The sequence below is a fragment of the Streptococcus sp. 3109 genome, from assembly GCF_013276905.1.
Lineage (GTDB): Bacteria > Bacillota > Bacilli > Lactobacillales > Streptococcaceae > Streptococcus.
This window is the reverse complement of record NZ_VMLY01000006.1, coordinates 1-23,544: the sequence shown is the minus strand read 5'-3', so window position 1 is coordinate 23,544 and position 23,544 is coordinate 1. Positions and strand designations below refer to the sequence as shown.

15 protein-coding genes and 1 pseudogene are annotated in these 23,544 nt (G+C 40.5%); 8 read left to right on the top strand and 8 right to left on the bottom strand.

From position 1 onward, the window contains the following. Positions 1-197: 197 nt before the first annotated feature. Positions 198-611 (top strand): hypothetical protein, encoded by a 414-nt coding sequence (locus HT698_RS03485; protein WP_173264377.1) that lies wholly within the window; start codon positions 198-200, stop codon positions 609-611. Positions 612-649: 38 nt separating this feature from the next. On the opposite strand, the gene dtd is transcribed toward HT698_RS03485, so the two are convergent. Further along, positions 650-1,093 carry a D-aminoacyl-tRNA deacylase gene (gene dtd / locus HT698_RS03480; protein ID WP_173219879.1) on the bottom strand — a complete coding sequence of 148 codons (444 nt, stop codon included), beginning with the start codon at positions 1,091-1,093 and terminating at the stop codon, positions 650-652. A gap of 29 nt (positions 1,094-1,122) precedes the next feature. Beyond that, positions 1,123-3,345: a bifunctional (p)ppGpp synthetase/guanosine-3',5'-bis(diphosphate) 3'-pyrophosphohydrolase gene (locus HT698_RS03475; protein WP_173219876.1), complete on the bottom strand. Its 2,223-nt coding sequence runs from the start codon at positions 3,343-3,345 to the stop codon at positions 1,123-1,125. A gap of 279 nt (positions 3,346-3,624) precedes the next feature. Between HT698_RS03475 and HT698_RS03470 the strand changes: the two genes are divergently transcribed. The 3 genes from HT698_RS03470 (at position 3,625) to HT698_RS03460 (ending at position 5,005) form a co-directional block, all read left to right on the top strand. Next, positions 3,625-3,939, top strand: a complete 315-nt coding sequence (locus HT698_RS03470; protein ID WP_016397434.1) for a hypothetical protein — start codon at positions 3,625-3,627, stop codon at positions 3,937-3,939. 86 nt (positions 3,940-4,025) lie between these two features. Then, positions 4,026-4,253: a hypothetical protein gene (locus HT698_RS03465; RefSeq protein WP_316043872.1), complete on the top strand. Its 228-nt coding sequence runs from the start codon at positions 4,026-4,028 to the stop codon at positions 4,251-4,253. Positions 4,254-4,375: 122 nt separating this feature from the next. Then, positions 4,376-5,005, top strand: coding sequence for an MBL fold metallo-hydrolase (locus HT698_RS03460; protein WP_173219873.1), 630 nt, complete (start codon positions 4,376-4,378; stop codon positions 5,003-5,005). 127 nt (positions 5,006-5,132) lie between these two features. Here the strand turns inward: HT698_RS03460 and pepO are convergent, their stop codons facing one another. After that, a complete protein-coding gene (gene pepO / locus HT698_RS03455) occupies positions 5,133-7,025 on the bottom strand; it encodes an endopeptidase PepO (protein ID WP_173219870.1) in 1,893 nt (630 codons plus the stop codon). Between the two features lie 176 nt (positions 7,026-7,201). On the opposite strand from pepO, the gene HT698_RS03450 reads away from it, so the two are divergent. The 4 genes from HT698_RS03450 to tpx all read left to right on the top strand — a co-directional run bounded on the left by HT698_RS03450 (position 7,202) and on the right by tpx (position 10,646). Then, on the top strand, positions 7,202-7,924 hold the full coding sequence (locus tag HT698_RS03450; RefSeq protein ID WP_000619146.1) for a metal ABC transporter ATP-binding protein: 723 nt from the start codon (positions 7,202-7,204) through the stop codon (positions 7,922-7,924). Then, positions 7,921-8,769, top strand: a complete 849-nt coding sequence (locus HT698_RS03445) for a metal ABC transporter permease (protein ID WP_000559787.1) — start codon at positions 7,921-7,923, stop codon at positions 8,767-8,769. The genes HT698_RS03450 and HT698_RS03445 overlap by 4 nt, the downstream gene beginning before the upstream one ends. Before the next feature lie 34 nt (positions 8,770-8,803). After that, positions 8,804-9,733, top strand: coding sequence for a metal ABC transporter substrate-binding lipoprotein/adhesin PsaA (psaA, locus tag HT698_RS03440; protein ID WP_023933209.1), 930 nt, complete (start codon positions 8,804-8,806; stop codon positions 9,731-9,733). Positions 9,734-10,154: 421 nt separating this feature from the next. Further along, positions 10,155-10,646, top strand: a complete 492-nt coding sequence (gene tpx, locus HT698_RS03435) for a thiol peroxidase (protein WP_000256026.1) — start codon at positions 10,155-10,157, stop codon at positions 10,644-10,646. A gap of 209 nt (positions 10,647-10,855) precedes the next feature. Here the strand turns inward: tpx and HT698_RS03430 are convergent, their stop codons facing one another. The 5 genes and pseudogenes from HT698_RS03430 to HT698_RS03410 form a co-directional block, all read right to left on the bottom strand. After that, complete coding sequence (locus HT698_RS03430; RefSeq protein ID WP_173219867.1) at positions 10,856-13,564, bottom strand: ABC transporter permease; 2,709 nt, start codon at positions 13,562-13,564, stop codon at positions 10,856-10,858. A 1-nt stretch (position 13,565) separates the two neighbouring features. Beyond that, positions 13,566-14,267 (bottom strand): ABC transporter ATP-binding protein, encoded by a 702-nt coding sequence (locus HT698_RS03425; RefSeq protein ID WP_049494632.1) that lies wholly within the window; start codon positions 14,265-14,267, stop codon positions 13,566-13,568. 216 nt (positions 14,268-14,483) lie between these two features. Further along, positions 14,484-16,895, bottom strand: a pseudogene (locus HT698_RS03420) (glycoside hydrolase family 95 protein). Between the two features lie 52 nt (positions 16,896-16,947). Further along, positions 16,948-17,640, bottom strand: a complete 693-nt coding sequence (locus HT698_RS03415) for a phosphoglycerate mutase (RefSeq protein WP_000240129.1) — start codon at positions 17,638-17,640, stop codon at positions 16,948-16,950. 144 nt (positions 17,641-17,784) lie between these two features. Beyond that, the gene (locus HT698_RS03410) at positions 17,785-23,490 is read right to left on the bottom strand and encodes a ZmpA/ZmpB/ZmpC family metallo-endopeptidase (protein ID WP_240147374.1); all 5,706 of its coding nucleotides are present in this window, start codon (positions 23,488-23,490) and stop codon (positions 17,785-17,787) included. Positions 23,491-23,544: the final 54 nt, after the last annotated feature.

Here is a 23,544-nt window from a genome sequence, read left to right as displayed (position 1 = left end):
CTTCCTACAGTAAAAATACTCGAAAGCACATAGAATAAGGCTTTACGAGCATTTAAGAAAATATAAAAAGATAATTAGAAATTTATACTTTGTTTCAAAGAAAAAAGATAGTAAACGCTTTCACACTCCAACTAAATATTGTATAATAATTATATTCAATATTACGTCACTAACAGATGAAAAAAGGAGGTTTTAGCATGAAAAAAATCATCTTCATCAAAACCATTGAGCTCCTTGCCATCGATGGAATTATGCTGGCATTTTTGACATTTAAAGAGGGGCTCACTTGGGATTGGATTTTAATTTATAGTGGTTGGCTCATTTTCTTTCACCCTGTGCTATTGGCCTATCTTTCAAACCAGCTTTGTGACCACTTTAGTCACCTCTATTCCCAGATTAGACCAAAATTCTGGCATTTTGCCTTACAAATCCTTCTATGGGATAGCCTGATGATTGTCTCCTTGATATGTTTGAGTGGTGTGCCACTTCTCCTTCAGGGAACTCTCCTAATCCTAGGACATCTCATCTCTTCCTATCGCATAAGCCAAAGACTGAAAAGAGACTTCCCAAAAGCCTATCAAGAAACGATTTCATTTTGGAGTATTTTATGATAGATGAGAAAAACCAAGCCGACTGGGCTTGGTCTTTCTTATCTATTTTTAGTATCTAGGATAATGGTAACTGGTCCGTCATTGACCAGCTCAACTTGCATATCCGCTCCAAAGATACCTGTCTGAACGGGTACTTCTTGCGCTAATTTTTGATTGAAAGCGTCATAGAAGTCTGATGCCATATCAGGCTTGGCTGCACCTGTAAAGGCTGGACGATTGCCTTTCTTAGTATCCGCAAAGAGGGTAAACTGAGAAATAGAAAGGAGTTCTCCTTCAATATCTTTGACAGACAGGTTCATCTTGCCTTCTGCGTCTGAAAAAATCCGCATGTTGACAAGCTTTCTCACAGCATAGTCCAAATCTTCCTCTTGGTCCTCTGGTCCTACACCAACCAGCAATAAGAGCCCCTGATTGATTTTCCCCTGAATCTGACCTTCGATACTCACTTGGGCTTTTGTAACCCGTTGGATAATGATTTTCATAATAGCCTTTCTAGTAAGAGCTCGGGCAATTAACCGTTAGTCCGTTTGACAGAGTAGACTTCTGGCACACTCTTAATCTTGTCCACAACCGTGGTCAATGTAGAGAGGTTGGCAATGCCAAAGGACACATGGATATTGGCAAACTTCATATCCTTAGTTGGTTGGGCGTTGACTGTTGATATATTCTTGGTTGTGTTTGAAAGAACTTGCAGTACATCGTTCAACAGTCCTGTACGGTTGAGACCGTAAATATCAATATGGGCCATATACTCCTTATTTGAGTTTGAGTACTGGTCTTCCCATTCCACATCAAGGAGACGTTGCTCGTAGTTTTCTTGGGCACGCAGGTTCATACAGTCCACACGGTGAATAGCCACACCACGGCCCTTGGTAATATAGCCGACAATATCGTCACCAGGAACAGGATTACAACACTTGGCAATCCGCACTAGGAGACCTGAGGCACCTTCAATGACCACACCACCCTCATGCTTGACCTTGAGGGTTTCTTTGTTTTCAACCTTGACTTCGCCACCCTTGACAAGTTCTTCTGCCTCCGCCTTGGCCTTGGCACGTTCTTCCTCACGACGTTCCTTTTCAGTCAGACGGTTAAAGACAGTAATAGCTCCAATTTCTCCAAAACCAATAGCCGCAAAGAGGGATTCTTCTGTCTTGTAGCTGGTCTTTTGTAGAACTTGGTCCATGTGGCGCTTGTCCATGAATTTATTTGCCACATAGCCGTTTTCTTGGAACTGGGCCATCAACATCTCACGACCCTTGTTGACTGACAGTTCCTTATCTTGGTTTTTAAAGAACTGACGAATCTTGTTACGCGCCTTGCTGGTCTTGACCATATTGAGCCAGTCACGGCTAGGACCAAATGAATTCGGGTTGGTGACAATTTCAACCTGATCCCCAGTTTTTAACTTGGTTGTCAGAGGAACCATACGACCATTGACCTTGGCACCAGTCGCTTTTTCACCAACCTTGGTATGGATTTCATAGGCAAAGTCAATCGGTCCTGAATCTTTGGGAAGAGAACGGACAGCTCCATCTGGGGTAAAGACGTAAATCTCCTCAGCCAGATAGTTTTCCTTGACAGAGTCCACAAATTCCTTGGCATCATCAGCCTGGTCTTGGAGCTCCATCATCTCCTTGATCCAGTTCATCCCAATAGCAGATTCCTTGCTGTTAACCTGCCCCTTAACGCCTTTCTTATAAGCCCAGTGAGCCGCAACCCCGTACTCAGCCACCTCGTGCATGGCCTTGGTCCGAATTTGGAACTCAATCGGTCCTTTTGGCCCATAAACTGTCGTATGGATAGACTGGTAACCATTGGCCTTGCGGTTAGCGATATAGTCTTTGAAACGACCAGGCATCGGTTTCCAAAGTTCATGCACATAACCCAACATGGCGTAAACATCACTTTGGGTGTCTAAAATACAACGAATGGCAATCAGGTCATAGATTTCCTCAAACCGTTTTCTCTTGTCCTGCATTTTGCGGAAAATCGAGTAAATATGCTTGGGACGACCGTAAATCTTCCCTTTTAGGTGACGATCTGTCGTATATTCCTCTAATTTTGTGACCACCTCATCCACCAAGGCTTCACGCTCCCTGCGCTTTTCCTTCATCATATGGGTAATCTTGTAAAACTCCGTTGGATTGAGATAACGGAAAGACAGGTCTTCCAATTCCCATTTGACACTGGAAATCCCCAGACGGTGGGCAAGTGGGGCATAGATTTCCATGGTTTCTTTGGAAATGCGCTCCTGCTTGTCTTTTCGAAGGTGCTTTAGGGTCCGCATATTGTGCAAACGGTCAGACAGTTTAACCAAGATAACACGGATGTCCTCAGACATGGCCATGAGCATCTTACGATGATTTTCCGCTAATTGCTCCTCGATTGATTTGTACTCGACCTTACCAAGCTTGGTAACCCCATCTACGATTACCCGCACATCAGGACCAAACTCTCTTTCCAAATCGTCCAAGGTCGCATCTGTATCCTCCACCACATCGTGCAAGAAACCACAAGCTACCGTTACAGCATCTAGCTTGAGTTTGGCTAAAATACCTGCCACTTGGATAGGGTGAATGATATAAGGCTCGCCTGATTTGCGATACTGACCACTGTGGCAATCCACCGCATAGACCAAGGCCTTATGGACAAAATGGACATCCTCTTCTGTTAAATATTCTTTGGTTAAAGCGACAACTTCTTCGCCTGTTAAATTCACTTCTTTTGGCATCTCTACTCTCCAATTCTTCCTACCATTTTATCACTTTTTTAAGAATATGAAAACTAGATTGGAACAGAATAGGAAAAAAATATTTCAGAATTGCTTGACAATTCTGAAATATTTTTTTATAATACATTGTACAGTTAGATTTTCTATTTAGGTGATAGAAGGAGAGATAGAAGAACGGAAACCATATTGTAACCTAAATATAATTTAACTCCCTATCCTTATCACCTTTTCATTCAAGTCAATATAGTTGAATGACGTCGTTTTACAAAGGAGTATTCTATGAAAAAAACTGTACTAACACTATTAGGAGCTACTGCTCTATCTATTACCGTTCCAATCACTGCTGCTGAAACTAGTACAACAAATAACTTTGAAGGTCCTCGTTATGAGCGTATATATTCTCATCGTTATAGTAAAACAGTAACAAAATACTATAACGATGATGGTTACATCCCACCAACTATCTACTATTCAGAATATAATGATAGTTTCCACTCAACCTTCAAAGGAACACTTGAAATAGACAGTGTACGAAGATCAAACGGTGGGACTCGTGTCACATACACTGGTACCTTGACTGGATTTTGGAATTAAAAATCCTCAAGATGCTTTCTTTTATCCTTTAGTTTATAAGGAGAACGCCTATGAAAAAAACTGCTATTTCTATCTTTTCTCTCCTAGTGTTAGGAGTTTGCTGCCTGTTCCTATTCAGCCAGCAAGGCTATAAAAAAACAGTCGTTCAATACTATGCTAACGACCAGAACCTGCCCAATAGAATAACTTATAGTGAATATAGTGACAAACGAGAAGCCAACTACGGTGGCACTCTAAACATCACATCTATCAAACAAGCTAATGACGGAGTTTATGCAACCTATGAAGGGCAATTGACACCTCTCCAATATTGATAAATTGATAACCAGCCTGTCTTCATCTAGTCATGCTGGTTTTTAAGTTCATCCTAAATCCTTACCTATTCTCCCTAACTGTGCTATACTTATTTAGTACATTCTTTGAGATTGGAGCTAATATGAAAATCCATAAAACCGTCAATCCTGTTGCCTATGAAAACACCTATTACCTGGAAGGCGAAAATCACCTTATCGTAGTAGATCCTGGTAGTCATTGGGAAGCCATTCGTCAGACAATCGAGAACCTCAACAAACCGATCTGCGCTATTCTCCTGACCCACGCCCATTATGACCATATCATGAGTCTGGACTTGGTTCGCGAGACTTTTGGCAATCCTCCTGTCTATATCGCAGAGAGCGAAGCCAGCTGGCTCTATACTCCTGTCGACAATCTCTCTGGACTTCCCCGCCACGATGATATGGCAGATGTGGTCGCAAAACCGGCTGAACGCACCTTTGTCTTTCACGAAGAATACCAACTGGAGGAATTTCGTTTCACTGTCTTGCCAACACCAGGTCACTCCATCGGCGGTGTTTCTATCGTCTTTCCTAATGCTCACCTAGTCTTGACAGGTGATGCTCTTTTCCGTGAAACAATCGGACGGACCGACCTTCCAACTGGTAGCATGGAACAACTCCTCCATAGTATCCAGACTCAACTCTTCACCCTACCAAACTACGATGTCTATCCAGGACATGGTCCAGCTACGACCATCGCCCATGAAAAGACCTTCAATCCCTTTTTCTAGTAAGATGGTGACAATGACTATCGCATTTTAAGTACATTATCCAGCAGTCTTTCCACTATAAAAGGCATCCTATCAAGGTTTTCACACCTGATTGGATGCCTTTTTTCTGATGACTAAATTTTTTGCCTTACCAAATAATCACGCGCGCTTCTGGTGAACGCCACATACCGTCTCCTTCTTTGACATCATAGGTTGTAAAGAAATCATCGAAGTTTGGTACTTGTACATTGACACGGAGTTTGGCTGGCGCGTGCACATCGACGCTAGCCAAAAGTTTCATAAATTCTGGACGACCTTTCATGCGCCAGATGCGACCGAAGTTGTAGAAGAATTCTTCTGCTGAGAAGTCTGGTTCTCTCTTAGCAGCTTCAAGCGCTGCAGCGATTCCTCCCAAGTCAGCCACATTTTCTGATACAGTCAATTTACCGTTGATGGTTGCTCCATAAGAATCCTGTCCATCAAACTGGTCAATAACTTTTTGTGTTTTCTCCTTGAAAGCAGCATAGTCGCTCTCTGTCCACCAATCCTTGAGGCTACCATTTTCATCAAAGGAAGCTCCGTTGGTATCAAAGGCGTGAGAAATTTCATGGGCAATAACTGCACCAATACCACCGTAGTTAGCAGAAGATGACTGATGCAAGTCATAGAAAGGCGCCTGTAAAATAGCCGCTGGGAAGACAATCAGATTCTTCTGTGGATTGTAATAGGCATTGACCATGTGAGCAGGCATGCCCCACTCCTTGTAGTCTACAGGCTGATTCCACTTACTCCAACTGTGCTTGATTTCCACACGCGCAAAGGCTAGAGCATTGTCAAAAAGACTAGCATTTTCATCCACTACCTTGTCCTTATAGCGTTCTGGTAATTCTTCTGGGTAACCGATATAAGGCTTGATGACATTGAGTTTGACGATGGCCTTGTCACGAGTTTCAGGAGTCAGCCAGTCATTTTTAGCCAAGCGTTCCTTATAGACATCAATCATGGTTGCCACTTTTTTCTCTACGTCTGCCTTGGCCTCTGGAGAGAATTTTTCATGGGCATACCAGAGACCCAAGGCTTGTTTGAAAGGACCTTGTGCTAGCTGGTAGGCTGCCTTGACCTTGTCTTTAGCTTCTGGAACTCCTGAAAGCGCACGGCTATAGGCACCTGACAAGACACGTATTTCTTCTGTTAAATAGCTGGTTGAAAGATTGACAACACTCAAAATCAAGGTTGCCTTGAGAAGAGGCCAGGCCTCTTCACTATAGAATTGGTCTGCGGATTGCCAGAAACGTTCTTCGTCTACGATAACCTTGTCTGGCACTTGTCCAAGAACGGCTTGGAAGAAGTCATCCAAAGGTAGGGCAGGCGCAAATTTCTTGAAATCTTCGTAAGCATATGGATGGTAGAGTTTAGCATACTCTGAACTTTCTTCATTAGAGAGCACTACTGACGCAACTCGACGGTCCAATTCTAGTCTTTTCTCTAACAAGTCTTCAATTTCTTCATCAGAGAAATCATAAGCCTTGAGAAGATTTGCGCTGCTTTCTTTCCAAAGAGTCAAGAGCTCTTCTCGCTGAGGATGGTCTTCTGCATAGTAGGTTGTGTCTGGCAGGATCGTGCTTGGAGCGCTAGCCCATAGAACATTGATTCTAGCATCCATAAAGTCTGGCGATACACCAAAAGGAAGGAAGTTAGGTTTTCCTGCAAGTTCAAACTCTGCTAGTCTAGCTGTAAAATCCGCAAAAGTCTCTAATTCTTGGAACTCTTTAAGAAGTGGTAAGACAGGTGTGATACCATCAGCTTCTCTCTTGTCAAAATCACGAACTAGGCGGTGGTATTTGACAAAGTTTGCCAAGATAGCATCCTCAGGCACCTCTTCTCCTGCCAACCACTTGTCTGTTGTCGCCAGCATCAGGTCTTCAATTTCCTGGTCTAAATCAACAAAACCTCCTGTTTGAGACTTATCTGCTGGGATTTCAGCTGTTTTCTGCCATTCTCCATTGATAGCATCATAAAAATCGTCTTGATAACGTGTCATCTTGTTCTCGCTTTCATTTGTACTTGTTTTTAGCTTAACAAAAATTGCTTGGGAATGCAATTAAAAATGAATGGATGTTTCCATCATTTTTCAGTTATTATTTTAATTTTTTTAAAAATTAACTTGACTTAATTTTTTTTTTAATGTATATTAAGAGACAGGAGGAATATAAGTTTATGATACGTATCGAAAACCTCAGTGTCTCCTACAAAGAAACGTTGGCACTTAAGGATATTTCACTAGTGCTCCATGGACCGACAATTACAGGTATCATTGGCCCAAACGGTGCTGGAAAATCAACATTATTAAAAGGTATGCTGGGCATTATCCCACATCAAGGTCAGGCATTTCTCGATGACAAGGAAGTTAAAAAATCCTTACATCGAATCGCCTATGTCGAACAAAAAATCAATATCGACTACAACTTTCCCATCAAGGTCAAGGAATGTGTCTCGTTAGGACTCTTTCCCTCTATCCCTCTCTTTCGAAGTTTAAAGGCTAAACATTGGAAGAAAGTGCAAGAAGCCCTTGAAATCGTCGGTCTAGCTGACTATGCTGAACGGCAAATCAGTCAACTGTCTGGAGGTCAATTCCAGCGGGTCTTGATTGCCAGATGTTTGGTACAGGAAGCCGACTATATCCTCTTGGATGAACCCTTTGTTGGGATTGACTCTGTCAGTGAGGAAATCATCATGAATACGCTGAGAGATCTGAAAAAAGCTGGGAAGACGGTTCTCATCGTCCACCACGACCTCAGCAAGGTTCCCCACTACTTCGATCAAGTCTTGCTTGTCAATCGAGAAGTGATTGCCTTTGGTCCAACCAAAGAAACCTTTACCGAAGCCAATCTCAAAGAAGCTTACGGTAATCGACTCTTTTTCAATGGAGGTGACCTATGATTGCAGAATTTATCGATGGATTGCAAAAATTCCATTTCTTACAAAATGCCTTGATAACAGCCATTGTCGTCGGGGTCGTAGCTGGAGCTGTAGGATGTTTCATCATTCTACGCGGGATGTCACTCATGGGAGATGCTATTTCACATGCTGTCTTGCCAGGTGTAGCCCTCTCCTTTATCTTGGGCCTTGACTTCTTTATCGGAGCCATTGTCTTTGGACTGCTAGCTGCCATCATCATTACCTACATCAAGGGGAACTCGATTATCAAAAGCGATACCGCCATCGGCATTACCTTTTCTTCTTTCTTAGCCCTCGGTATCATCTTGATTAGTGTCGCTAAAAGTTCAACTGACCTTTTCCATATCCTTTTTGGTAATATCCTAGCCGTCCAAGATACGGATATGTTTATTACTATGGGTGTTGGGGCAGTCATTCTCTTGTTAATCTGGATTTTCTTCAAGCAACTCTTGATAACATCCTTTGATGAACTCTTGGCTAAAGCCATGGGAATGCCTGTCAATTTCTATCACTACCTTCTCATGGTACTCTTGACTCTCGTGTCTGTGACAGCCATGCAAAGTGTCGGAACTATCCTGATTGTAGCCATGCTGATTACCCCAGCTGCAACTGCTTATCTGTATGCTAATAGCCTGAAAAGTATGATTTTCCTTTCCTCAACCTTTGGAGCTACTGCTTCAGTTTTGGGACTCTTTATCGGTTATAGCTTTAACGTTGCGGCAGGTTCTAGTATCGTGCTCACAGCTGCTAGTTTCTTTCTCATTAGCTTCTTTATCGCTCCAAAACAACGATATTTGAAACTAAAAAATAAACATTTGTTAAAATAAGGGGCAAAGCCCCAATAATAAATTGGAGGATCTAATGAAAAAATTAGGTACATTACTCGTTCTCTTTCTTTCCGTCATTGCTCTTGTAGCATGTGCTAGTGGAAAAAAAGATGCAGCTTCTGGTCAAAAACTAAAAGTTGTTGCTACAAACTCAATCATCGCTGATATTACTAAAAATATTGCTGGTGACAAAATTGATCTTCATAGTATCGTTCCGATTGGGCAAGACCCACACGAATACGAACCACTTCCTGAAGATGTTAAGAAAACTTCTGAGGCAGACCTCATTTTCTATAACGGTATCAACCTTGAAACAGGTGGTAATGCTTGGTTCACCAAATTGGTAGAAAATGCTAAGAAAACTGAAAACAAAGACTACTTTGCAGTCAGTGAAGGTGTTGAAGTTATCTACCTTGAAGGAAAAAATGAAAAAGGTAAAGAAGACCCACACGCTTGGCTTAACCTTGAAAATGGAATTATCTTTGCTAAAAATATCGCCAAACAATTGAGCGCTAAAGATCCTAACAACAAGGAATTCTATGAAAAAAATCTCAAAGAATATACTGATAAGTTAGACAAACTTGATAAAGAAAGTAAGGATAAATTTAATAATATCCCTGCTGAAAAGAAACTCATTGTAACCAGCGAAGGAGCATTCAAATACTTCTCTAAAGCCTATGGTGTCCCAAGTGCTTACATCTGGGAAATCAACACTGAAGAAGAAGGAACACCTGAACAAATCAAGACCTTGGTTGAAAAACTTCGCCAAACAAAAGTTCCATCACTCTTTGTAGAATCAAGTGTGGATGACCGTCCAATGAAAACTGTTTCTCAAGACACAAACATCCCAATCTACGCACAAATCTTTACTGACTCTATCGCAGAACAAGGTAAAGAAGGCGACAGCTACTACAGCATGATGAAATACAACCTTGACAAGATTGCTGAAGGATTGGCTAAATAATCTAGATATTAGTTTATCTATTACTAGGTTCTTGTCTCTCTTTACATTACTTCTAATATTAGCTTTGTTAGTTCTATCTCTAGCTACAAAACAGCGTTTATAAGAATAAAGATTTCTTAAATCAGTACGAACGAAGTGAGTTTTTACCAGATATTTCTCACTGTAGTGGTATCCTAGATAAGAACTTTGATCTTATCTAGGACGGAATTTTTGAGACCTAGGGCTCAAAAATTAGGGATGAAATTCCGAAGGAAGTTGCTCCCGTCCGCACTACCTTCGAGAAATATCAAATAGATAAAAAATCTGAAAAACGTCATTCTCACATGAGCTGGCGTTTTTTCTATGCCCACATTTCCGGTCAAATCATTGGAAAATTTCGACTGTTTCAGCTACAATGGAAGAAAAAAGATTGGAGTATCCTATGGTAACTTTTCTCGGAAATCCTGTGAGCTTTACAGGTAAACAACTACAAGTCGGCGACAAGGCGCTTGATTTTTCACTCACTACAACAGACCTTTCTAAAAAATCTCTGGCTGATTTTGATGGCAAGAAAAAAGTCTTGAGTGTCGTGCCTTCTATCGATACAGGTATCTGCTCAACTCAAACACGTCGTTTTAATGAAGAACTGGCTGGACTGGATAATACGGTTGTCTTGACTGTTTCCATGGACCTCCCTTTTGCCCAAAAACGTTGGTGCGGTGCTGAAGGTATTGAAAATGCCATCATGCTCTCAGACTATTTCGACCATTCCTTTGGACGTGATTATGCCCTCTTAATCAATGAGTGGCATCTATTGGCACGCGCAGTTTTTGTCCTCGATACTGACAATACAATTCGCTACGTTGAATACGTGGACAATATCAACTCTGAACCAAACTTCGAAGCCGCAATTGCAGCTGCTAAAGCCCTATAGAAAAAATCCTCTGTCACAAAGAGTTTTCTGCTCTTTGAAGCGGAGGATTTTTGTTTACAAGTAAATACAAGATCAATCAGCTAAAAACAACTACCTTATACTCTTCGAAAATCTCTTCAAACCATGTCAGCTTTATCTGCAACCTCAAAGCGGTGCTTTGAGCAACCTACGGCTTGCTTCCTAGTTTGCTCTTTGATTTTCATTGAGTATTACTCTACAGATTTCAAGGCTTCAAGCATATCAATCTTTCTCAGATGGCGATTGACAAAGAAACCAAGCAAGGTCAGAATGGTGCTTACTGCTGCCACTGGAATTACATAGACTTCCCAACCTACCTGCGGATAAAAGAGAATAGTCGCAGGCGAAATCATTTGAATCAAAAATTGGTGTAAATAGAAACCAGCTACCAGACCAAGTACGATTCCCACAAGGGACAGCACAATCGTCTCACGGTAAATGTAGAGAGTGACTTCTTTATTATGAAAACCGAGAACCTTGATAGTAGAGAGTTCACGGATTCTCTCAGCTACGTTGATGTTAGTCAGATTGTAGAGGATAACAATAGCCAACAGAACCGATACGATGACCAAGATGGTCATGGTCTGATTGAGTGAACTTGCGACCGAGTCAAAGAGTCGAATGGCTGAAGCATTTTGGACAACGCTGGACACCGCAGATTGATTCATAAGCAAGCCTGCCTGCCTTTCGATACTAGTAGCACTGGTATCCCTTAGCGAGACCAAATAAGTGTTGGCTTGGGGTAGCTGTCCGTAAAGTTGCTCATAGCTAGCCTGACTCATATAAATAAAGTGACCAACGTAGTTCTCAGTAATAGCAGCGACCTTTAGCCCCTTACCTTCAATTTCTAAAGTTTGTCCAAGCTTGACACCTGCCAACTGGGCGAGTTTAGCTGTGATGACAACTCCATCTTTTAATGTCAACTCTTGCTGATGGTCTTGCAGATGAATAAAGGGAGTCAAATCCTCCTTCTCTGTCATCATAAGCGTAATGGTTTGAAGACCAGCCTTACCTTTGAAATCCTTGTCTAGCGTTTTAGAATAGATTTTCTGATAGGCTTTGATGTCCTGCCCTTTCAACACTCCTTCTAGCTCTTTCTTGTCCTGATTGGTCGCACTAGGATTTTCAGAAACAATCATCTGATACTGTTGGATTTGTTGAAACTGTCTGGACGGAACTCCTGCCACAGAGGATTGGATTCCCAAACCTGCAAAGAGAAGGGCTACAGAACCTGCCACACCAAAGATCGTCATCAACATCCGCTGCTTATAACGGAAGATATTGCGGGCTGTTACCTTATGAGTAAAACTGAGACGGCGCCAGATAAAACCGATGCGCTCCAGTAAGATTTTAGCTCCTTTAACAGGAGGTTTAGGCAGTAAAAGCTGGGCTGCTTCGTCATGAAGTTCCCTCCGAGCTACCAAGTAGGCTGGTAACACACTCGCCAACCAACTTAAGACAAGAGCCAGTAAGCTATAGGTCCAATAGAACTGAATCTGGGTTTCTCCCACCACCATGCCTTTTGTAATGACACTTGAAATCACACTGGCTAGTAAATAATGGCCAAGTATACTACCTAGAGCTGTTCCGACAGTCCCAGCTACTAGGCCGTAGAGGAGAAACTTGGCGATAATATCCTTGCTACGATAACCCAAGGCCTTAAAAATCCCAGCATGTGTTCGCTCTTCATCCACAAAGCGAGTCATGGTCGTAAAGGTCACCATGGCTGCTACGGCATAAAGCACCACAGGAAAGATATTGCCCACTGCTCGAATACTGGATGAAGCATTGCTATACATGAGATAGCCCTGACCACCTGGCATGGTCTGACGATTATAGACCTGATACCTTGGCTCCACCAAATCATCCAAGACTTGCTGATGTTTTTCTAATTTTTCCTTTTCTTGGTCTAGATTTTGTTCAGCCTGCTTTAGCCTATCCTCTTCCTTGCTCAATTCCTGCTTGGCTTGGGTAAGTTGAGCACTGGCCTGCTCTCTCTGGGCTTGAGGAAGCAAGGCTAGTTGACTTTCTTGAGCCTGTATACGAGCTTGAGTAGCTGCTAAACGACGCTTGCCTTCCTGCAAATTAGTCTCAGCCTTGTCAAGGGTCTCTTGCCCCTTATCGAGAGACTCTTGCCCTTCTTTTTTCAACACTTGCAGACGTGCCTTGCCATTATCTGACAAAGCTTGTTCAAGCTCTTCCTGATGTTGCTTGGATTTCTCTTCATAAGCTTCTGAAAAAACATTTAAACCTGCCAAATCTTGATATTTCAAACGAGCTATATTGTAAACTTTCTGATCAAACTGACTAGGTAAAATCACTCCATAGGCTGTCAGAGTCCCACTTCCACTTGCTGCGTAGCCCATATCTCGCTGGGAGAGGATTTCAGCTGAATCCACAAAACCAGTAATGGTATATGTATGATTTTTTAAAGAGGAATGACCACCTTCTTTTTCTTTAAAGCTAATCTCCTGTCCCACACGATATTGACCTTGCAAATGACTTGCCAAGGCGATTTCCTTATCTGACTGCGGAAGTCGTCCCTTTCTTAGCTGAAAGGTTGAAATTCGATCTGGTTTGGAGTACAGCCGAATGGCATCCTGCCCATTATCCATAGTCACATCTGTCAAATAGCCAAACTCAACCTCTGCGCCCTGCGTCTGTTTTAGTTCTTCTTGATCTTCTTGATCCAAACCATAATTAGACATAACTGCCAAATCCAAGGTTTGAGCAGCTCTTAAATAAGCATTAGCTGTCGCCTCCATGTTGGGGCTAGTCACTTTGAGGCCTACTAGGGCTAAAGAACCCAACATCATCAAGGTCAAGATGGATAAAAAACGCCCCTTGGAGCCTGTGAAGGACTGAATTAAGTCCTTCCAATAGGTTTTTCGCTTGATCATGCTAGTACTCCAAACTATCGATATCCTGAGGATGCTGGTTGATCACCACATCCTTGACACTGGCATCGTGCATATGAATCACGCGATCAGCAATGGGCGCCAAAGCTCCATTGTGAGTCACGATAATCACCGTCGCTCCCTTTTGACGAGACATATCTTGGAGGATTTTCAAAACCTGCTTGCCCGTCTGATAATCCAAGGCACCTGTCGGTTCGTCACAAAGGAGAATTTTAGGATTTTTGGCTACCGCGCGTGCAATGGAGACTCGCTGTTGCTCCCCTCCAGAAAGCTGAGCTGGAAAGTTATTGAGACGATGAGCCAGACCTACATCTGTCAAGACCTGTTCAGGATCCAAGGCATCCGTCACGATTTCAGAAGCCAGTTCCACATTTTCCTTAGCAGTCAAATTGGAAACTAGGTTATAAAACTGAAAAACAAAACCGACATCATTGCGGCGGTAATTGGTTCGCTGGTGGGAACTATAGTCTGCAATATTGGCACCATCAATCCAGATTTCCCCCTCATCATTGGTATCCATTCCCCCTAGGAGATTGAGAACTGTTGACTTACCTGCACCAGATGCACCAAGGATAATAACCAATTCACCCTTCTCAATCTCAAAATTCACATCACGATTGGCCACAATCTCCGTGTCCCCAACCTGATAACGCTTGTAACAGTGTTTCATCTCAATATAAGCCATCAGACCCACCCTCTCTTAAACAAATTATACTCCTCGAAAATCTCTTCAAAACACTGTTTTGAGCAACCTGCGGTTAGCTTTCTAGTTTGCTCTTTGATTTTCATTGAGTATTACTTCCTATTACCATTATAACGCTTTTTCAACTAGTTGGAAACTGCTTACATTCTCAAATCCTTATTAAAAGGCAGTCTCAAACCACTGCCTTCTAACATCTTCTTAAAAATAAAATTGAACCAGATTGCCTTCTGCTGTTGCTACCGAAATACAATCTTTCTCTATGCATTTCGCTTTTATTGTTTCTTTATCCAATTTAATCACACTCTTCTCAATACCTGGATAAGAGACTCTCAATTCTCCTCCACTTCTTGATAAAATGGTCATCTGTAAGAGTTTTTTATCCTCCTACCTCATGCTCACTTCAAAATGTCCACGTGCCATTAAGCCTGAAACGGAACCTGTTGACCATGCATCAGGTAGGGCAGCTAGAGGTACCAGATAAGCTGTATGAGACTGGAGCAACATTTCTGCCATGCCACTAGTAGCACCAAAATTACCATCTATCTGAAAAGGAGGATGGCTACACCAAAGATTTGGCAAGGTGGATGACTTTAACTGCTCTGCTAATAATTTATGGGCTCGATTGCCATCTCCCAAACGCGCCCAGAGATTGATCTTATTAGCCTTGGACCAACCTGTGCCCCCATCTCCACGATCATTGAGACTAGCACGCGCGGCTTCAAGATACTCCTGCCCCTTATAGCTAAAGAGATTGCCAGGATAGAGTCCCACCAGATGGGAAGCATGCCGATGTTGGGCCTCCACTTTCTCATTTTGAAAATACTGCTCTTCCTCCTCATACCACTCCCTGATTCGACTAGATTGATTGATTTGAAGAGGATTAAGCAAGTCAAACTTCTGCTTGACCTCAGTCAACAAAGCCCCATCCAGTCCCAATTCTTGAGCAGCCTGAATAAAATCATGAAATAACTGCCAAATCAGAGATTGGTCATAGGTATTGCCAATCGAAATCGGCCCATGTTCTGGCGAATAAGACGGAGAAGACACCCAACGCTGCGCCTGCTGATCCTTATGTAAAAAGGCATTCCAAAAACGAACCGTTTCCCTCAACATGGGATAAATTTTCTCCCTGAGATAGTCTTGGTCCCTATAAAATGAATAGGCTTCATAAACAGTTTGCATCATCCACGCATTGGCAGCTGGTGACCAACCCCAATAGTAATCCCAACCAGGTGCCGTCCAGCCAAAAGGAGTCGCTTGAGTATGAACCAACCAACCATTCTCCTCTCCTTCCCGAGAGACGATTCCTGCATACCTTGCAGCCGCTATGCGACCATAGACACGCAAAACATCGATATAGTTGATAACCGGAAAGGCCGTCTCTAGGAGATTGGTAACATAGGCTGGCCAATAATTCATCTGCAGGTTGATATTCAGGTGATAGTCCGAATTCCAAGGAGGATTATCGACCGCATTCCAGACTCCCTGTAGGTTAGCTGGTAGAGCATCCGGACAGTCTCTAGAAGAACTAATCAATAAATACCGTCCATACTGGAAGAACAACTCCTCCAAAGCCTGCCCCTCTTGTGGCTTATAATTTTTTAACAAATCATCTGTAGTGGATGTGTCTACATCAGCTCCCAAATCCAATTGAACACGCTGGAATAATGCTTGGTAGTCCTCAATATGCCTTGATTTCAATTGGGCATAGCCCTTTTCTTTAGCTGTGTCCACCAAGTCTATCACCTGTTGCTCTAAATCTAGTTTCTTGCGATAATTACTAGCAGGATTTTGGGCAAAATCTGTCTTAGCCGCCAAGAAGAGATTGGCATAACTGGCTCCTGATATCTGAATCTTATCTGACCAGACTCTAATGTCTCCATCCGTTTCCCAAGCTAAACAGCTAGCAAACCGCAGGTCATTGTCCTTAACCCTCCCCTTCATCAAAATATGAGAATCAGTAATATCCAACTTGCATTCCTTGTAATCAGATTTTTCCTGTTCATACTTTCCATCAGAAGCCAAATCACGGGTCAAGGATAGTTCTATAGTAAAATCTAGAGTTTCCAACCCTTCCTGAGTAAAGCGCTGAACCAAGAGATCATCTGGAAAACTGGCAAAGGCTTCACGTTCAAATTTCGTTCCCTTATAGACATAAGAAGTCGTCGCAAGTGCCTTACTAATATTCAGCTGTCTCTGATAGTTCGTCACCTGAGACAAAGTCGTACCTTGCTGGCTGAACTCAATGAAAATATCCCCAAAGGACAGATAGGTCCCATATTGACTCGTTTTGGGCCCGACCAGGTGCTGTTCAGCCAGTTCCTTAGCCCGATTGTAATCTCTCTTTTCCAAAGCCTGCCGAATCTCAGCTAAAAAGTTATGCTGTTCTTGAAGATTTCCACCCTGATAATCTGAACTATCAGGAAGTGGACATCCAGACCAGAGACTTTTTTCATTGAATTGAATCCGCTCAGCCCCTATAAGCCCAAATACTTTTGCCCCTAAAGAACCATTTCCTATCGGTAAGGCCTCTTCTTCCCAGCCCTTATATGTTGTTGACGCTGGTTGCTTGTAGGCCAGTACATAATCTTGTTTTTTATTCCTTATCATACTACCATACTAACATAAAAAGCCTAGAAATCAATTCTAGACTTACAATTTTTTATTTTCCAAGGTAGTATTCAGAAACTACGTTCAATTTTTCGTCAAATTCGAATACCAATGGTGGGAAGTTAGGGATTTCCACGTCCATGATTTCGTCATCTGACAAACCTTTGATATGTTTTACAAGGGCACGGATTGAGTTACCGTGAGCTCCTACGAATACGTTTTTACCATCTTTAAGAGCTGGAGCGATTTTATCTTCCCAGAATGGAAGGGCACGTTCCAAAGTCACTTTCAAGTTTTCAGCATCTGGGATAACTGAGTCGTCAAGTGAAGCGTAACGACGGTCAGTGTGAGCTGAGTGCTCATCATCACGGTCCATGTTTGGAGGCAATACATCGTATGAACGACGCCAGATGTGAACTTGCTCATCACCAAATTGTTCAGCAGCTTCAGCTTTGTTTTTACCAGTCAAACCACCGTAGTGACGTTCGTTCAAGCGCCATGATTTTTCAACTGGAACCCACAATTGGTCAGAAGCTTCAAGAGCCAAGTTAGTTGTTTTGATCGCACGTTTCAATACTGAAGTGTAAGCTTGGTCAAATTCGATACCAGCTTCTTTGATCAATTTACCAGCGTCAATCGCTTGTTGTGTACCTTTTTCAGACAAATCAACATCAGCCCAACCAGTGAAAAGGTTAGCTTTGTTCCATTCAGACTCACCGTGGCGAGCAAAAACCAATTTTACCATTAGATGGATTCTCCTTTAAATTTTCCGAGGTTTCCCCTCGTTTATCTATTCTATTTTACACAATTTTTCACAAAAAAGCTAGTCAAAACCAAAAAGGAAAGAGTTTCACACATGAAGAAACGAAACCTATCTTCATGTGCTACCCTAATTAGTAAATTTATTTTCCTCATCAAAAATTGAACTTCTAAAATCATCAGTTTTATCTAGATAAGCTTTGAAAATAGCTTTTTTAAGTTTGTAAACTTTACTACTTTCTTTTGGATATAATATTGAAGCATAATTAGTAGCATCCGCCTGAACCGCTTCTTTAATTATATTTCTTAACTTAGCAATACTATCAATAGTTATCGTCTCTTGACGTCCCCAATTATTAGGATTTATAAAGCTAATATTTGTTAAGTTATTAAATTTATTTTCTCGTTCTTTATACATAGCTTTTTTAAAATCAGCCCAAGATGAATACTGGTTATTAAATATCTTATTAAGCACTAATTTATCAGTTACCAATCCTACTTCTTTACCGTATGAATTAATTTTACTTCCATTAGCTTTCACTTCATTTTCATATTGGTTAGAAATATATGGTACCATACCTTCTTTATATCCTTTTGCAGCTAATAGTTCAAATGCCATACGACGAGCCATTAAATCACCCGGAGTCCCTTTATCACTACTTAAGGCAGAATATATTGGCGAGAAAAGATTGATTGTGTAGTATCCATTTCGTTTATACTCACCTTCATCAATATACCCTCTTCTTGTGATTATATCGTTTTCTATTAAACTATTGAAAGAGGTTAACTTATTAAGCTCATCAGGTTTTAATCTACGGACTACATTCGTTGCATAAACATCATTTCCATCAGGATCAGGTTTATACTCATTCTCTATTTTCCTTAATAGCTCACCTTTCTCATTGGCACCTAAGTTAACTACTGCTTCTCCTTCTAATTTTTCAAGTGTATAAACTAAATCGAATAAGTTATGCATATATTTACGCAAGTCTTCTGCATTATTAAATCGTTGAGTTGGATTTTTCACTTGTAGTCTATTAGCATTTTCCGCTTCATCATATTTCAATACAGAGTTTATCGTGATTGTTGCATCATCTGGATGATCGGGAGCTTGTAATAATCCTTTTGCATAAAACTCTGGTCCAAGCCCATTTCTTCTTCCATATCCTCCAAGATAAATTTCTCTATCTGAGTTATGTGTCATTTCATGAGTATATGTTACTGCGCCAGCCTTATCAAGCATACGATAAGCCATATAGTAGAACGCATCTCCCGTAGCATATGCTCCGTGTCCATTATGAACAACATTATTCCCCGCAGGACCGAAGAAATGTTTTATTGCTGGATGATCAGTTTCAAAATCTGCTTGACTAGTATTTTTATCTTTATCATTACCAAATCTGAAAGAATCATATACCAAAATACTTCTAAACAATTTGTCTTTATTTTTCGTATCTAGTATTTTGTACCAATAATCATAATGATCTCTAAAGCGTTTAGCCGCTTCTTTTGCATTATCTTCTACAAATTTATTTAATTTTTCTCCCTTAGGATATTCTGAACTTCTATATCTGTCATAGGCTCCAAATCCTATAGTTGAAATATTCGCTATCATAAACACTGATTTTTCAGGTAGTGTTAATAACGGTAACACCATACTTTGATATTTCCAAGAAGGGCTAGTTAATCTATCATATACTCCAATAGAATACTTCGTCCCTTCCTTAGATTGTTTTTCGCTTACTTCAGGAATTGTAGATTTTTCTTCTACTATATAAGCTTTAGATTGTTCTTTAAACCATTCGTTATTTGTTTTATTCGGCACTAAAACTTTTCTATATTTTTCCAATGCCTCAAATAAACTCTTAGTTCCATAATTTTTTGATAATAATACATTATAAGTAATTACATTATTTTTAGCTAATAAATTGTTAAATCCTGATTTACCTAGCTCAATAACATTATCTAGAGCTGAACTATTTGATTTACCAAAGAAATCTAAATGATATAATACTAAATCTTTTGCACTTGCATTATCATATTTAAAATTATACCAACGTTCAAGATATGTTAAACCTAAAAGCAACGCCTCTTTATTATTCTTAATTTTTTCTACTACATAATTATCTATTATCGAATTATTATTTACAGCTATTGCCGCATCTGCAGAAAGAAGTTTTGATAAAGTATCTTCAATATTTGCTTTTGTTTTATCGAACTGTTCATCTAGATATAATTCTGTTAATTTTATATCATTAGAAATATCTAATACTTTTCTAACATCAGCTGAATTATATTGAACAGATTTCAGATCATTTAAAACAGATTTTACAATATTATTGTAATTATGTAATAACGTATTAGGTGTGTATATTAATTTTGTATTAGTTATTTCGTATTCTGCTACTTTAGAGAAATCTTGTAGATATTTTATATCTAATGTTTGAGAAGTATTATCTGAATAATGTAGTAACAACTTATTAATACTAGCTTTATGTTTATTAATATCAGAAATTACTTCTTTGTCATGCATTGAAACTACAGACACAAGATCCTTAGTATATAAAGCATTATTAGTATCCACTAAATTACCATACTTAACAATAGTCTCTCTGTTATAAAATGGCAGTAATTTTTCTATATTTTTATATACCCTTAACCTAGAAACATCAACATCTTTTAATTTACTATAATCCGTTCCATATTTAGAAGAGAAATTAAAGTCCTCAGTTTTAATATTATTTTTAGGAACAAGTTGAGCTTTTTTCACATTAATCTCATCCGCTTCTAGCACAGTTCCTCTTTGCTCTTCAGAATCTTTACTAAGTACTTCGTCATCTACTTGAACTACTTTTACCACCTTATTATTTTTATTACTATAAGTGTTAGTTGCTTTTATACCATTAAAATCATAACCAGCAATAGCATTACCGTTAGTAACATTGACATCGCTTAATACATCAGATAGTCGACCTGAATTTTCAACTTCACCTGAATTATCCCAAAGATTACCTACAACTCCTCCTACTTTACCAAAAGGCTTCACATTGTTAAGATTTCCTTCAACGTAACTATTACTAATTCTAGCACTTCTATCAACAACCCCAGCTATACCACCAACTGTTTGGTCCCCTTGATTAGCGTTTGTCGCCATATCGATAGATGAAATTGAGTTTTCTATTAAAGCACCAACACCTGAAAGTTTGCCAACTAAACCACCTATTTGATAAGTAGCATTTGTATTATAAGTATTTGTTATTCTACCTGTAAAACTACTATTAGAAATTGTAGAGTCAGTTACTTTTGAAACCAAACCACCAATGCTACGCTCACCAGCAATTACACCTGATGAATGAACATTTGTAATTGTAGTACCATTATTCGCCTCTTTCGCTATTGTAGCAGCATCTTCTTTCAAAGAAACATTAGCTTCTTTTATTGAAAGATCTTGAATAGCAGCATGATTTAAAACTTTAAATAACGGTTTTTTCAAGTTATATATAGCATAGTTCTTATCATTGTTTGTACCTATTAATGTACCACTAAATTCTTGATTTATATAACTTTCTTGACCATCCGAAAGTTCTACTTCACGAGCATCCATAGTTGCTCCTAAACGAAACGTACCATGTAAATTTCTATTCATTGCTTCTACTAGATTTTTAAATGATGTATAAACTTCGTTTTCACTATTAATAGTTTTTGGTAAATAATAAGTATAATTTTCTACAGTACTATCATTTTCATGTTGAATTAAATCATTTGCTCGACCAACAATTTTATATACTTCTTGATTATCTCTTCTGACACTTGTAATACTTGAGACAGGTAACATCACATCTTTAAACTTCTCTGATTTTACTTTCATAAAGTAGTTGCTAGGATTATTTGGAACCGTATCAAATGAGGTTACATGTCGATATTTATTATTTTCTACTGTAAATAATTCCACATTTGAAATATTCCTAAGCTCTAGTTTCTTGTCGACTTGTTTTTCTTCTGCTTTTGGTGCTGATTCTTCTTTTCCTGTAGATGTTCCTTCTGTTGACGCTGTTGGGTCTGATCCTACTTGTACAGCTGGTTCATCACCCTGTGGTTTTTCTGAATCTGAATTAGATGATTCTGAGTTTTCGTTCACAGTCGAAGCTTCAGTATTTTGTGAATTTGTTTCTTCTTTATTGCCTTCTGTTACTGAAGGTGATGACTCTGAATTACCTGAATCATTTGTAGCATCTACAGATGGAATAGTTGAAGTTTCTGACGTTGGTTCGGATTTATTTTCTTCTCCAGCTGGTTGTGTAGCTGGTAACCCACCTTCAGAGACAGTTTCTGAAGCCGGCTGTTCTTCTGTAACTGTTGTATCCCCTGCAGATGAATCTTCTTCTTTCGACTCTGATTCTGATGGTACTTCTGAAGCTGGGGTTGCCGCCTCTGGCTCTTCCGCTTTTGGTGCTGTTGCTGTTTCCGTAGTTGCAAGTTCTTCAGCTTCCGATGTTGAATCTGTTTCTTCTTCTACAGCTGGCTGCGTAGCTGTTGACTCCCCTTCAGAAGCAGTTGATGAAGATTCAGTTGAAGAAACTGAATCCTCCGCTTTACCTTCTTCTCCTGATTCTTTTGGTGCTGGGGTTGCTTCTGCTATTATTCCTGGTTCTTCAGCTTCTTCCGTTGCTTCGGCTTTACCTTCTTCTCCTGCTGGTGTTGATTCCACAGTTGCAGATGTTCCTGGTTCTGCTGACTCTTCTGCTTTTGCTTCTTTTTCTGTTGCTTCTGGTGTTGTTACCGCTTCTTCTTTAGACTCAGCTGACGGTGTATTTGTTGCGCTATCTTGTTTTCCTGTCTCCTCAACAGAGGTTTCTTCTGCATTGCCTACTTCACTTGAAGTTGTAGCCTCTGTAGCTGCTTCTGTTGAAGCTGGGGTTTCTGGTTTTGATGGTGCTGGAGTTTCTTCTGCTGGTTGGCTTTGTTCTCCTGAAGTTGTAGCCTCTACCACTGGTGCTTCTGAAACTTCTGCTTTTGGTGTTGTTCCTGAAGCTTCTTCTGTTGAACCTAGAGTCGCTTCTGAACTTCCTTCCGCTGCTGGTGCACCTGTTGTAGCTACTTCTGAACCTGTTCCTGCTTCTTCAGTTTCTTTTACTTCATTTCCTGCTGTTGTTCCTGCTTCTTTTGGAGCTGGTTTCGCTGCCTCGGACTCTGTTACTTTTGGTTCCGGTGCTTCTGTTGCACCTGGTTGTTCTTCTTTATTTTCTGGAGTTGTAGGTGCTTCTGTTTTTGGTTCAGCCAATTCTGCTGACTCTGTTCCTGTTTCTCCTTCTGAAACTGTTCCTTCAGGTGTATCTTCTTTTGGAGTTGTAGGTGCTTCTGTTCCTGATTCTTCAGTTTCTTTTCCTGTTACTCCTGGAGTTACTTCTGAAGCCCCTTCTGTTCTTCCTGAAGCTCCATTTGCCACTAATTCTGTTGAATCTGGTGCTGATTCTGCTGTTCCTGTAAATGTTCCTTCAGGTGTTGATTCTGCTTCTTTAGGCTCAGCTGGTTTTTCTACCTCTGGCGCTGATTCTGTTGGTGCTGGAGACACTGGTTTTTCTGCTTTTGGCGTTGTTACAGTTGGCTCTTCTGCTTTTGGTGCTACTGGAGCTTCTGTTTCTTCTTTAACTTCTGGGCTTGTCTCTGCTGGTGCTTCTGAAGCAGGTTCTTCACCCGATTCTTCCGCTCTTTCCACTACTGGTGCTGATACAGGCTGATAAACTAGGCTATAGTTCACAGTCATTTTTTCAACTTTCTCAGTGACATCTGTTAATTCAAAGGTAACAGCTTTTGTTTCCTGATCTTTCTTGAGCAAGACTTCGTAAGTGCGAACTTCGCCACTTGCACCACTTTCTTTGATGACAATCTT